The organism is Enterobacter sp. JJBC, assembly GCF_036936505.1.
GTDB classification, from domain to species: domain Bacteria; phylum Pseudomonadota; class Gammaproteobacteria; order Enterobacterales; family Enterobacteriaceae; genus Enterobacter; species Enterobacter hormaechei_C.
Genome location: NZ_CP136935.1, coordinates 4,744,699 through 4,757,563 on the forward strand (window position 1 = coordinate 4,744,699; position 12,865 = coordinate 4,757,563).

Annotated in this window: 10 protein-coding genes and 1 pseudogene; 8 read left to right on the plus strand and 3 right to left on the minus strand. The window is 57.6% G+C overall.

Annotation, left to right across the window (positions count from 1 at the left end):
- Positions 1 to 44: 44 nt before the first annotated feature.
- The 8 genes and pseudogenes from RY075_RS22775 to RY075_RS22810 form a co-directional block, all read left to right on the plus strand.
- Positions 45 to 1,547: a sugar ABC transporter ATP-binding protein gene (locus RY075_RS22775; protein WP_045895067.1), complete on the plus strand. Its 1,503-nt coding sequence runs from the start codon at positions 45 to 47 to the stop codon at positions 1,545 to 1,547.
- Complete coding sequence (locus RY075_RS22780) at positions 1,548 to 2,552, plus strand: ABC transporter permease (RefSeq protein WP_023315047.1); 1,005 nt, start codon at positions 1,548 to 1,550, stop codon at positions 2,550 to 2,552.
- Entirely contained in the window at positions 2,549 to 3,553 is a 1,005-nt protein-coding gene (locus RY075_RS22785; RefSeq protein ID WP_003861982.1) for an ABC transporter permease, read from the plus strand. The genes RY075_RS22780 and RY075_RS22785 overlap by 4 nt, the downstream gene beginning before the upstream one ends.
- Positions 3,554 to 3,650: 97 nt before the next feature.
- Positions 3,651 to 4,799: a lactaldehyde reductase gene (gene fucO, locus RY075_RS22790; RefSeq protein ID WP_022652073.1), complete on the plus strand. Its 1,149-nt coding sequence runs from the start codon at positions 3,651 to 3,653 to the stop codon at positions 4,797 to 4,799.
- Complete coding sequence (rhaM, locus tag RY075_RS22795; RefSeq protein WP_109949079.1) at positions 4,796 to 5,110, plus strand: L-rhamnose mutarotase; 315 nt, start codon at positions 4,796 to 4,798, stop codon at positions 5,108 to 5,110. The genes fucO and rhaM overlap by 4 nt, the downstream gene beginning before the upstream one ends.
- 381 nt (positions 5,111 to 5,491) lie before the next feature.
- Positions 5,492 to 5,977 (plus strand): DUF3304 domain-containing protein, encoded by a 486-nt coding sequence (locus RY075_RS22800; protein WP_252061844.1) that lies wholly within the window; start codon positions 5,492 to 5,494, stop codon positions 5,975 to 5,977.
- Positions 5,977 to 6,495, plus strand: coding sequence for a DUF3304 domain-containing protein (locus RY075_RS22805; protein ID WP_063855752.1), 519 nt, complete (start codon positions 5,977 to 5,979; stop codon positions 6,493 to 6,495). Before RY075_RS22800 ends, RY075_RS22805 begins: the two co-directional genes overlap by 1 nt.
- 3 nt (positions 6,496 to 6,498) lie before the next feature.
- Positions 6,499 to 8,280: pseudogene (locus tag RY075_RS22810) on the plus strand (hypothetical protein); the annotation flags it as partial.
- A 36-nt stretch (positions 8,281 to 8,316) separates the two neighbouring features.
- On the opposite strand, the gene RY075_RS22815 reads toward RY075_RS22810, so the two are convergent.
- The 3 genes from RY075_RS22815 to RY075_RS22825 form a co-directional block, all read right to left on the minus strand.
- Positions 8,317 to 9,582, minus strand: a complete 1,266-nt coding sequence (locus RY075_RS22815; protein WP_109949131.1) for an MFS transporter — start codon at positions 9,580 to 9,582, stop codon at positions 8,317 to 8,319.
- A 44-nt stretch (positions 9,583 to 9,626) separates the two neighbouring features.
- On the minus strand, positions 9,627 to 11,750 hold the full coding sequence (locus RY075_RS22820) for an alpha-galactosidase (protein ID WP_023323893.1): 2,124 nt from the start codon (positions 11,748 to 11,750) through the stop codon (positions 9,627 to 9,629).
- Between the two features lie 105 nt (positions 11,751 to 11,855).
- On the minus strand, positions 11,856 to 12,851 hold the full coding sequence (locus RY075_RS22825) for a LacI family DNA-binding transcriptional regulator (protein WP_003861974.1): 996 nt from the start codon (positions 12,849 to 12,851) through the stop codon (positions 11,856 to 11,858).
- Positions 12,852 to 12,865: the final 14 nt, after the last annotated feature.

A 12,865-nucleotide genomic window follows, 5' to 3' on the forward strand; every position in this document is an offset into this window, starting at 1 on the left:
AAGGGAGAGGGTCGGGGTGAGGGTGAACCAAACGGAGAACTATCATGACCCCATTGCTACAGCTTTCTGGCATCACCAAGGTGTTCCCCGGCGTACGTGCTCTTGAGAACGTGCAGCTTGCGCTGTGGCCCGGCAAAGTGACGGCGCTTATCGGCGAAAACGGCGCGGGCAAGTCGACGCTGGTCAAAGTGATGACCGGCATATACCAGCCCGACGAGGGCGAAATTCTCTACAAGGCGATCCCCGTTCACCTTCCAACGCCGGAGTCGGCGCATAAAATGGGTATCACCGCCATACACCAGGAAACCGTCCTGTTTGATGAACTCTCGGTCACCGAAAATATCTTTGTTGGTCAGTACCTTCACAAAGGCTTCCTGAAAAAGCTCGACTGGCCGGAAATGCACCGCCGGGCGCAGGCTATTCTCGCCCGCCTTGAGGTGCAAATCGACCCGCGCGCAACGCTGAAAACCCTGAGCATCGCCCAGCGTCACATGGTGGCGATTGCCCGCGCGCTGTCGTTTGAGGCGCAGGTGGTGATCCTCGACGAACCCACGGCGGCGTTGTCGCAGCATGAAATCCTCGAGTTTTACCAGATTGTGGAGCGCTTAAAGCAGGAGGGAAAAGCCATCCTGTTTATCTCCCACAAGTTCGACGAGATTTTTGAGCTGGCCGATCACTACACCATTTTGCGCGACGGCGTGTTCGTCGGTGCAGGGGCAATAAATGAGATCACCGAGGAGCGGATGGTGTCGATGATGGTCGGGCGCGCCATTACCCAAACCTTCCCGAAAATCGACTGCGAAAAAGGCGAGACGGTGCTGGAGGTGAAAAACCTCTGCCATCCGACCGAGTTTGCGCATATCTCGTTCTCCCTGCGTAAAGGGGAAATCCTCGGCTTTTACGGGCTGGTGGGTGCCGGGCGTACCGAATTGATGCAGGCGCTTTCCGGCGTCACGCGGCCATCGTCCGGGGAAATTATCCTCAACGGACAGCCCCGGCGCTTCCGCCAGCCTGCGGATGCGATCAAAGCCGGTATTGTCTGCGTGCCGGAAGAAAGGCAGAAACAGGGGGCGATTATCGCCCTGCCGATTGCCCAGAACATCAGCCTGCCTCAGCTTGGCACGCTCAATCCGAACGGCGTGCTGCATGACGACCGTGAATGGAAACTGGCGAACGAGTACGCCAAACGCCTGCAAGTGAAAGCCTTCAGCTGGAAGCAGGCGGTGGAGACCCTCTCTGGCGGCAACCAGCAAAAGGTGGTGATCGGCAAATGGCTGGCGACGCACCCTGACGTGATCATCCTCGATGAGCCAACAAAAGGCATCGATATCGGCTCAAAGGCAGCCGTTCATCAGTTTATGTCCGAGCTGGTCAGTCAGGGGCTGGCGGTGATTATGGTCTCGTCCGAACTACCGGAAGTGATGGGCATGGCGGATCGCATTATCGTCATGCACGAGGGGCTGATGGTGGCCGAATACCAGGCGGGAGACGCGACGGCGGAAACCATCGTCAGCGCCGCCAGCGGTGCAAAACAGGAGGCGGCATAAATGCTTAGCTCACTCTTAAAACACCGCGAAGCCCTGCTGGGCGCGGTGATTATCCTGATGATCGTCGCCATTGGCAGCCGCGTGCCATCGTTTATCGCGCCGGGCAACCTGGTGGAGATGTTTAACGACACCGCCATTCTGATCGTCCTCGCGCTCGGGCAGATGCTGGTGCTGCTCACTAAAGGCATCGACCTGTCGATGGCGGCCAATCTGGCCCTGACCGGGATGATTGTCGCCCTGATTAACTTCCATTACCCGGACGTGCCCGTCTGGGCGCTGCTGATCCTCGCCAGCGCGCTTGGGCTACTGATGGGCGCGATAAACGGCCTGCTTGTGTGGAAGCTGGGCATTCCGGCGATTGTGGTAACACTCGGCACCATGAGCATCTACCGCGGAATGATCTTTTTGCTCTCCGGCGGCGGCTGGGTGAACTCCAACCAGATGGGTGCAGACTTCCTCGGCCTGCCGCGTGCGTCAGTGCTGGGCCTGCCGGTGCTGAGCTGGTGCGCCATCGCCGTACTGCTGCTGGTGGGCTACTTCCTGCGCTACAGCCGCACCGGACGGGCGCTCTACACCGCAGGCGGGAACGCCACGGCAGCGTACTACACCGGGATCAACGCCGGGAAAATGCAGTTCATCAGCTTCTGCCTTTCCGGTCTGCTGGCCGGGTTCTGCGGCTACCTGTGGATATCGCGCTTTGCCGTTGCGTATGTTGACGTCGCTAACGGTTTTGAATTGCAGGTGGTGGCAGCCTGCGTGATTGGCGGGATCAGCACCATGGGCGGCACCGGCCGCGTGCTCGGCTGTCTGTTCGGGGCGCTGTTCCTTGGCGTCATCAACAACGCCCTGCCGGTGATCGGCGTCTCCCCGTTCTGGCAGATGGCGATTTCCGGCTCGGTCATTGTCATCGCTGTGCTGCTGAACGAGCGCGGCAACAAACGCAAAGGCAGGCTGATCCTGCGCGACGCGGCGCTGGCACGTCAGAAACTGGCGGTGAAACCATGAGTAAAATGATGACATCTGAAGAGTTCAAACCCACTTCTGCGCCGGGCATCTTCCAGCGTCTGCTGTGCTGGGAGGGCTTCCTGCTGGCGGTGACGCTGGCGGTGTTTGTGGTGAACGCGCTCGCCTCGCCCTACTTCCTCAATATCTGGAACCTCTCCGACGCGACGTTCAACTTCACGGAAAAAGCGATCATTGTGTTGCCGATGGCGATGCTGATTATCGCCCGGGAAATTGACCTGTCGGTGGCCTCCACCATCGCGCTCAGCTCCACGGTGATGGGCTTTTGCGCGGCGGCGGGCGTCGATACGCCACTGCTGGTGTGCGTGGGATTAGGCGTCGGGCTACTGTGCGGGTTGTTCAACGGCATTCTGGTGACGCGCTTTAACCTGTCGTCCATCGTCATCACCATCGGCACCATGAGCCTGTACCGCGGGATCACCTACATCCTGCTCGGGGACCAGGCGCTGAACAGCTACCCGGAGAGCTTTGCCTGGTTCGGCCAGGGCTACGTCTGGGGCGCGTTGTCGTTTGAGTTCGCGCTGTTTATCGTCCTGGCCGCTCTGTTTGCCTTTGTGCTGCACCGTACCAACTTTGGCCGCCGCACCTACGCCATCGGCAACAACCCGACCGGCGCGTGGTACTCCGGCATCAACGTGAAGCGCCACAACCTGATCCTCTTCGCGCTGGTGGGGCTGATGTCCGGCCTGGCGTCGGTGCTGCTCACCTCGCGTCTGGGCAGCACCCGTCCGACCATCGCGATGGGCTGGGAGCTGGCGGTGGTGACGATGGCGGTGCTCGGCGGCGTCAATATTCTCGGTGGGTCCGGCAGCATGGTGGGCGTGATTATCGCCGCCTTCCTGATGGGGCTGGTGACCTTCGGCCTGAGCCTGCTCAACGTGCCCGGCATTGTGATGTCGGTGATTATCGGCGCGATGCTGATCGTGGTGATTTCGCTGCCGATTATTACCCGCCGGATTATGCAGCGAAGACGGATCTCATAGCCGGGTGGCACTGCGTTTACCCGGCCTGCTTAACCGTAGGCCCGCGCAAGCGCAGCGCCGCCGGGCATAAAATTCACAGTAATTAAGGAGAATTATCATGAGCTTTATGTTGGCACTCCCCAAAATCAGCCTGCACGGCGCGGGCGCGATCGGCGATATGGTCAATCTGGTGGCAAACAAACAGTGGGGAAAAGCGCTGATTGTCACCGACGGTCAGCTGGTGAAGCTGGGCCTGCTCGACAGCCTGTTTACCGCGCTCGACGCCCATCAGATGTCGTATCACCTGTTCGATGAGGTATTCCCGAATCCGACGGAAGCGCTGGTGCAAAAAGGCTATGCGGCATATCAGGATGCGGAGTGTGATTACCTGATTGCCTTTGGCGGCGGCAGCCCGATTGATACCGCCAAGGCAATCAAAATCCTCACCGCCAACCCCGGTCCGTCAACCGATTACTCTGGCGTCGGCAAGGTGAAAAACGCGGGCGTGCCGCTGGTGGCGATCAACACCACCGCAGGCACGGCAGCGGAGATGACCAGCAACGCGGTGATCATCGACTCCGCGCGGCAGGTGAAAGAGGTGATCATCGACCCGAACATCATCCCGGATATCGCCGTGGACGATGCCAGCGTGATGCTCGATATTCCCGCCTCCGTGACCGCCGCAACCGGCATGGATGCGTTGACTCATGCGATTGAAGCCTACGTGTCCGTCGGCGCGCACCCGCTGACCGATGCCAACGCGCTGGAGGCGATTCGCCTGATCAACCTCTGGCTGCCGAAAGCGGTCGACGACGGTCACAACCTGGAAGCGCGCGAGCAGATGGCCTTTGGTCAGTATCTGGCGGGCATGGCGTTTAACAGCGCCGGTCTGGGGCTGGTGCATGCCCTGGCGCACCAGCCGGGCGCGACGCACAACCTGCCGCACGGCGTGTGCAACGCCATTCTGCTGCCGATCATCGAAAACTTTAACCGCCCGAACGCGGTTGCCCGATTTGCCCGCGTGGCGCAGGCGATGGGCGTTGACACGCGCGGCATGAGCGATGAAGCGGCCAGCATGTCAGCCATTCAGGCGATTCGCGACCTGAGCGCCCGGGTCGGCATTCCGTCCGGATTTAGCCAGCTCGGCGTGACCAAAGCCGATATTGAAGGCTGGCTGGATAAAGCTCTCGCAGACCCGTGCGCGCCGTGTAACCCGCGCACCGCCAGCCGCGATGAGGTCCGCGAGCTGTACCTGGAGGCTTTATGATCCGCAAAGCGTTTGTGATGCAGGTAAACCCGGACGCGCACGAGGAGTACGCGCGTCGCCACAACCCGATCTGGCCTGAGCTGGAGGCGGTACTGAAAGCCCACGGCGCGCGCCACTACGCCATTTACCTCGACAAAGCCCGCAACCTGCTGTTTGCGACGGTGGAGATTGAATCGGAGGAGCGCTGGAACGCGGTAGCGAATACCGACGTCTGCCAGCGCTGGTGGAAGCATATGGGTGACGTTATGCCGTCGAACCCGGATAACAGCCCGGTGAGTGCGGAGCTGGAAGAGGTGTTTTACCTGGACTGATGAATACTCCCCCTGGAGGCCGCTCTACGGGGAGGCATTTTTCAGAATTAGACATGCATTTCATCCGTTTACAGCATCTCTTCTTCATGTAACCATCCTGATTAACCTTAAGATAAGTCAGGTTTTAATGATGGATTACTGGCGAAAGCATTTCAACGGACAACCTCGCGTGACTAAATTATCCGATCACGTCAGATTCTCCGCATTTTGTGGCAGGGTAACCCTGCCACTTGCCTTTAGATGAACCATACATTTTTCCGGGCTGCCCCATTACAGGGTGGTACTGAGTTAGCGTATGACACTGCTTTACGACTTCTTGATTAACAACCCCCAACATCATGGATGAATGCACAGAATGGGATTTTTCAGCGTGTATAAAAAATAGACGGCGCGGTTAACCGGGGTTATGCCCGCTGGGGAAAATGGCTCTGGGGAACACTTATACTGCCGGTGGTGGTTTATCTTGGCTGGTCGGTGTGGGCTGCGGTCTGGGGACCACCGTCAGGGCCGGTAACGCTGATTATTCACAGTGAAATTGACAGACCTATCCTGGGGTTTAGCGTAAATGGCGTGGCGGGGGCGAATGCCTTTGCGCAAGGGGGGGGAGGGGCAACCTGCTGTGGGAATATTAGCGGGGATAAGGCTGAAATAATCTGGACGCTGGATATTACTCATGAACAATATCTTAAAGGTATGCGTCTCGAAACTCGTCGCACAGAAATGCCTATGCCAGTACGGAAGCAGGGCGAAAATGATTTACACGTTCATTTCCTCCCGGGCGATAAAGTCCTGTTGGGATGGAGTGATAACGCATGGTCGCCTTATGAAACGCATCAGGAGAATGCTAATAACAGGGAAACAAAATAATGGGATGGTTCGGTAAATATCAAAATATAGACAGCGCCGTGAATCGCGGTTATGCCCGCTGGGGAAAATGGCTCTGGGGAGCACTGATACTGCCGGTGGTGATTTATCTTGGCTGGTCGGTATGGGCTGCGGTCTGGGGACCACCGTCAGGGCCGGTAACGCTGATTATTCACAGTGAAATTGACAGGCCAATAAGAGAGTTTAGCGTAAACGGCGTGGCGGGGGCAAATGCATTTGCTTATGGTGGCGGTGGAGCAACCTGCTGCGGCAGCATAAGCGGGGATAAGGCAGAAATTATCTGGACTGTAGATTACACACTTGCGCAATACAAGGCGGGGGTGCGATCAGAAGTCCACAAAAAAATATTGCCCATGCCGCAACGTCAGTGGGGAGAAAATTACCTTCATACCTATTTCCTGCCTGAAGAAAACGTCCGGTTATGGTGGAGTACCGGTTTTAATCATCCTGATTCTCGCGATATTAAAGACCAAACCTCAGAATTAAAAAAGGATAAATAATATATGGATATTGAAAGCCTTATCGCCGCGGCAAATCGGGCCCAGCAGGCAGAAGATGCTGGTTTAGGGAACTGTTCGCGGATATGGCATGTTGGCTTCTTCTTTGACGGTATTCACAGGAATATAGAACAGGACGCAGCAGAACGTCGACTTAGCAATATTGCTCGTTTGTTTCGTGCATTTCCTGATGATGCGCAAAAAACAAGTAAAGAGTACTACTCAAAGTTTTACATTTCTGGCCTGGGTACCCCTTTCCATGAAACCATTGCTGAAAAGCTTCACACCATCATGGATGGCGGCCTGGACAGCATAACGGATAATTTAAAAGATCAGCCCGGTGAAATGGCCAAAGAATCGGGTGTGGATTTTTTAAAAGGCAACAGCTGGTACGAGATTTTAAAACATCAGGGTAAGAAACTCCTTAACCCTGTGGAATGGAAAAATCTGGCCTTCGACACTGCAAAAAATGCGGCCAAAAAAGTCAGTATCGAAGCCACCCCCTGGCTGCGCGATAACCCCACAATAGCGGATATGCTGGTGACTGGCGCCGATACCCGTATTGTATCGACCAAAATAACGTTTGAAGAGGGATACAAAGAAGCCGTTAAAAAAAGCCCGGTCCCCGTTAAACTCATTTCTGTCTCCCTTTTCGGTTTTGACCTCGGCGCTACCTTGGCACGTAAATTCCTGGACAGTCTGCTGAAAGATATCTGTAAGAAAGAGGGGGATAAATACACCTACCAGGGCATACCCGTCGATATCGTCTTTACCGGCCTGTTTGACTGCTCGCGACGCACGTCGGCCAGCAACAACAACGGCGTGGATTACTTTATCTCTGCGTTTGGCGGGCCGATAAAAGGGATTAGCGTGTTGCTGGGAGACAAGTCCATCGACCAGGATACCCCCTTGCCTGAGTCGGTAAAGAAAAGCCTGCATCTGGTTGCCGCCCATGAAACCCGCGTCTGGCGCTGCCTGTACCGCACCGGCAATAACCCGGCGCACAAGGAAGAACTCTATCCCGGATGCGCGGAGGATATCGGCGGGGGCCTGAAACCTGACGAACAGAAGCCCAGTGCGGAGCTTTGTCGCGTGGCGCTCCACAGGATGTACCGTGAGGCGGCCATGGCGGGCGTGCCTTTCCCTGATTTTCAGTCGTTAAATGAAAGCAACCCTGTTGTTGCCGAGTATTTCATCGTCCAGGACAACGTCAAAAACCAGTCCGTCCTGCAGTGGGCAGAGGCGTACCAGAGCGCACTACCCTTTACTTCATTAAGCACCGCATGCCAGAACCGTCATCTGGACAGCTATATCGACTGGCTGGGCCGTCAGTACTATCAGTACCGCACGGAATGCATGAAATATGAAAAACATCGCGGGGATACGCTGGCCGCAGCTGGCGCATCGGCAGGGTTTGCTGGCATCACGCAGGAGGCGAAAGAGACCGCCGGGCAGTACGCCAGTGAACTGGCCGTATTGCAGCAAAACTGGGGCTGGCTTGATGACGTGAAGGATGCCGCCATAAGAATGCGAAACAGTATGGAACAGGACCCCAGGGACAAACGCAGGGATATCGTTTCAAACGTATATGGACCCGCGCTGTGGCGTGCGAAGCGGTTTCTGGAATACTTCCACGCGGCAAATCTCGGTAAGCCCCGGCCATTACCCCTGGATACCGCACCGCCAGAAATATACGCATGGTTCGTTCACGATCTGCAGACGGTCGACAAAGGGGCGGGTATTTCGCAGGACTTTTTTGCGATCCGCTCAATGGAGATGCCTGAAGCCTATGTCATGCTGCCGCATTCGCGGCAGCACCCTTCCCTAATTCACCTCCACCGCGCCCCTGCTAGCAGCAATCTCCCGCCTGCCACTCAGCGTAAACGCCGACACCACCGTGATCGCCAGCACGAAACAGCCCAGTATCAGATACGTCTCCTGGAAGCCGACCCGGTCATACATATTTCCGGCAAAGGCGGAGAGGAAGATCGCCGCCGACTGTTTGGCAAACTGGAAGCCAATCAGGTAGATGGTGGCCGACAGGCGCGTATCAAACACCCCGGTGATGTACTTGAATGCCCCCACCAGCAGGAACGGGACTTCCAGCGCGTGCAGCATCTTCAGGGCAATCACCTCCACGGCGGTGGTGGCAAACGACGATCCGATAATGCGCGTCGCCATGATCACCCCGGCAATCAGCAGCGTGTTTTTCGCACCGATGCGGTTAATGATCCACGGCGAGCAGAACATGATGATCGCGTTACAGATTTCCCCCGCTGAGGTGGCGAAACCAAAGGCGCGGGTCCCCTCCTGCGGCGTGGCGAAGAAGGTTTTGAAGAAGGTAGCAAACTGCTGGTCGAAGACGTCATATACGCAGGCCACGCCAATCACGTACAGGATGAACATCCACATTCTGCGCTGGCGGAACAGGTTGAACACTGTTTTAGCAGTGATCTGCCGCTGGTTCGCGCCCAGGGCGTTCATGACCTGCGCCGTCTGGTTGGGCTTCGGTTTCGCGACCACCAGCAGCAGCATTAGCAACAGCGCCGCCGCCGATCCCATCCAGAAAACATACGACGGATCGATGCCGAACAGGATGCCGCCCGTTGAGGCGCACAGCCCCCAGCCGAGACAGCCGAACATGCGCGCCTTGCCGTACTCAAAAAAGCTGTTGCGGCTCACGCGTTCAATGTAGGCCTCAATCGCCCCCGAACCCGCTGAGAAGACAAAGCCGATATACAACCCACCGCTCAGCGCTCCCAGCCAGATATTGGTTTTCAGCAGCGGGGCGAAGACGTACAGGAAGAACGGCGCGAACAGGAACAGCAGCACCGAAATGATCCAAAGCAAATGTTTTTTCAGCCCCAGCTTGTCCGAAATGACCCCCAGCACCGGCTGGAAGGCAATGGCCGACAGCGAGATGCAGGAGAAAACAATCCCCGTATGGGTTTTGTTCAGGCCGATGATGTCCGACAGCCAGATCGGCAGGAACGGAAAACAGGTGGCCATGATGAAGAAGTAGAGAAAGAAGAACAGCCCGAAGATCCAGAAGTTAGGGTTGTCTTTGTGGGTACAGGTTGTTGTGTTCATTATTTTTATCCTCAACGGAGGGCCGGTTGCCCGGCCCGTCACCCTTACACGCGTTCCACACCAATCAGAATGGTGGTTTCCGGATCCAGAATCGGCAGCGCAATACCCGCCTGCATCAGCCATTCACCGCTTACCGTTTGCGGCGCGTCCATCCACGCCGGCAGCTTGCGCATGGTGTGCCCGCCCTCGCCCGTAATCTGAATGTTCGGGTGATCGAGCAGCGTGATGCGGTACTGCGCGCTGGCGTCTAACCCCGGCATACGCAGCGGCATCATCAGGGTGTAATCCGGCATCGCGAGCTGGCTGACCAAAAACAGCCCCTGCGTCTTGTCTTCGCTCACTATACCCTGCGCCAGGGTGGTGGCGTCCGGCATATCCACGCGCCACTGGGTGCCGTGATGAATGACCTCGCGCCACCGCTTATACAGCGCGGCGTAATGTCGATAGCCTTCACGCTCCTGCGCGTCGACGGTGAGCGGATCCAGCTCCAGCCCCATGTGACCAAACAGCGCCGTCAGCCCGCGGAACTGAATGCTGTGCTGGCGGAAGGTAGCGTGACACTTATGATGACCGATATGCGCCCCCATCACCTCCGGCGGGAAGAAGTAGCTCATGCCGCGCTGGATAGTGTTGCGCTCCAGCGCGTCGTTATTGTCGGACGCCCAGAAGCGGTGGCAGCGGGTCAGCACTTCATAATCGATTCGCCCGCCGCCGGAGGAGCAGGATTCAAACTCAATGTGCGGGAAACGCTCGCCCAGCACGTCCAGCAGGCGATAAAACTGGCGCGTCTGGGCGTCGGCGGCGGCTTTGCCCTTGTGCCCTGGCTGCACCAGCTCGCGGTTCATGTCCCATTTCACGTAGTCGACCGCGTGTTCGCCCAGCAGCCAACTCATGCGCTCGACCAGATAATCAAAGGCCTGAGGAATATTAAGATTGAGCACCAGCTGGTGTCGCCCGGTCGCCTGGGCGTAGCCCGGCAGCGCCAGCACCCAGTCAGGGTGCGCGCGGTACAGATCGGAATCCGGGTTAATCATCTCCGGCTCAACCCAGATACCAAACTCCATGCCGAGCTGTTTAACGTGATCGATCACCGGCTTAAGGCCGTTCGGGTATTTTTTCTCGTCCAGATACCAGTCGCCCAGCGCGGCGTGGTCGTCGTTGCGGCCTTTGAACCAGCCGTCGTCAATGATAAAGCGCTCCACGCCCAGCGCTGCGGCCTCGTCGGCCATGCGCATGATGTAGTCCGGATCGTGGTCGAAGTAGATCCCCTCCCAGGTGTTGAGATGCACCGGGCGCGGTTTATCTTCCGGGAAGCGGATAACGTTATCGCGCAGGTAGCGGTGGAACTGCTGGCTCATGCCGTTCAGCCCGTGCGGGGAGTGGCTGGCATACAGGCGCGGCGTCCAGAGCGTTTCCCCCTCTTCAATCGCCATTTCACCCGGCAGGTAGAGCGCTTCGGCCTGCATATAGCGGCGGCCATCGGTTTTCGCCTCTGCGCGCAGGCGGTGGTTGCCGCTCCAGCCCAGATGCACACCCCAGACGTGGCCGTGCATTTCACTGAATGACGGCGTACCTGAAATCAGTGCCGGGAAATGTTCGTGGGAGGTTTTACCCCGGCGGTTTTCAATCACGAAGCTGTCGTGCTCAAGCGTAACGCGGTGCGGCTGAAACTCCCTGATCCAGCGTCCGTGGAAGGCCATCACCTCCTGCGCGCGTTCGGCCACCGGCAGCGTCACGGCAAAGCGATCCACCTGCCACGCCAGCGTTTTCAGGTTGGTTAACCCATGGCGCACCACCAGTACGCCGCTGGCATCCAGCGTTATTTCACTGGTCAGGCGCAAGCCTGCATGCTCGTCTTCAGCAGTGATTGTCAGGGCGTTTAACGCCTGCTGCACCTGCGTGGTTTTAAATACCGGCGATCCGTCCAGCCCCTGGCGATGCCCCTCGATGCCCGGCGAGCCAAACAGCCCATGCCCCAGCTCTGCCATCAGCGTGACGGGGGAGTCGACGTCCAGCCTGCCGTTAGCAACCGGGCGCGCAATACTCAGGACATCCTGCGGCGAGAAGTGCTGAAGGTGCGGCCCCCAGTAGAGAATTTCGGCGAATGGGTGGGTTTTTAGCACCACGTCAACCGTATTGCTTTCAAGTCGAAAAATGGCATCTTGCATCGGACATCTCCTGTCATCGGGATGTCCTGAGTTTTGATCCGAAACGTTTCGGATACAAACCAAAACGTTTCGGATCTGTGATCGGGTTTGGAATTTTTCGTGTGATTAGGCCGTCTGGCCTGGGGAGAATTCTGGCTGCCAGAGCACCTGAAGGGTGTCAATGTCGTCGCCGTTAATCAGCTGGCGCACCATATCGGCAATCTGTTTCCCGACGCCCTGACGGGTAGACTGGATCACCGCCGCGACGTCGATATCGACAATGCTGTCCTGCGGTAAGCCGTCATAGACCACCAGCGAGACGGCATTTTCACCGGTTAAGCGTCCCATCTGCGCCAGGGCCATCGCTGCGCCGTCGCCGTGGGTGTTGCAGTCGGTAATGATGGCCGTGGGCGGCTGCGGCAGGGAGAGAAGTTCTTGCGTGGTGGCATAACCCACGCGGCGCGAAGGAGGCATGGCGCGCAGCCATTCGCTGGAAAGTCCGGCTTCCCGCAGCGCGTCCAGGTAGCCCTGGCGGCGCTGGGTGATGAATGCCTGGTTGTTGCTTTCGCCCAGCAGCGCAATGCGCTGATGGCCTTTCTCGATCAGCCAGCGGGTGGCCTGATACGTACCGGCATAGTTGTCGAAATCGAACCACGCGTACGGCTGCGGGAGCTGGCTGCGGCCTAGCGCCAGAAACGGAAACCCGGCGGCCTGAAGCTGCTCAAGACGCGGATCGTGATCCAGCGTATGCGCCACTATCAGCGCATCCACGCGTCGGCTCTGCACCATGCGCATATAGCTGTGTTTGTCCGCCAGATCGTCGTCAGCGATGAGCAGCAGGTCAATCTCATGTCGCGCCAGTTCGTGGCTAATTTCGCCGACCATGTCCATAAAAACGCTGTTATTGAGCGGAACAGGATGCACCGGAAATACCAGCCCGACGGCGTCGATTTTGCCCATCTTCAGGCGACGGGCAAAGGTATTTGGTCGGTAGCCACGGCGCTGGGCCTCCGCTTCCACGCGGGCGCGCGTCTCAGCAGAAACGTCGTCATATCCGTTGAGGGCGCGGCTGACGGTGGTAACAGACAGCCCCAGTTCTTTGGCAATGGCTTTAAGCGACATGATTTTCCGTATCT

Excerpts from the sequence above, each read along its gene's own strand:
- RY075_RS22775 (WP_045895067.1), top strand. The coding sequence starts at position 45 with ATGACCCCATTGCTACAGCTTTCTGGCATCACCAAGGTGTTCCCCGGC.
- RY075_RS22780 (WP_023315047.1), top strand. The coding sequence starts at position 1,548 with ATGCTTAGCTCACTCTTAAAACACCGCGAAGCCCTGCTGGGCGCGGTG.
- RY075_RS22785 (WP_003861982.1), top strand. The coding sequence starts at position 2,549 with ATGAGTAAAATGATGACATCTGAAGAGTTCAAACCCACTTCTGCGCCG.
- fucO (WP_022652073.1), top strand. The coding sequence starts at position 3,651 with ATGAGCTTTATGTTGGCACTCCCCAAAATCAGCCTGCACGGCGCGGGC.
- rhaM (WP_109949079.1), top strand. The coding sequence starts at position 4,796 with ATGATCCGCAAAGCGTTTGTGATGCAGGTAAACCCGGACGCGCACGAG.
- RY075_RS22805 (WP_063855752.1), top strand. The coding sequence starts at position 5,977 with ATGGGATGGTTCGGTAAATATCAAAATATAGACAGCGCCGTGAATCGC.
- RY075_RS22815 (WP_109949131.1), bottom strand. The coding sequence starts at position 9,582 with ATGAACACAACAACCTGTACCCACAAAGACAACCCTAACTTCTGGATC.
- RY075_RS22820 (WP_023323893.1), bottom strand. The coding sequence starts at position 11,750 with ATGCAAGATGCCATTTTTCGACTTGAAAGCAATACGGTTGACGTGGTG.
- RY075_RS22825 (WP_003861974.1), bottom strand. The coding sequence starts at position 12,851 with ATGTCGCTTAAAGCCATTGCCAAAGAACTGGGGCTGTCTGTTACCACC.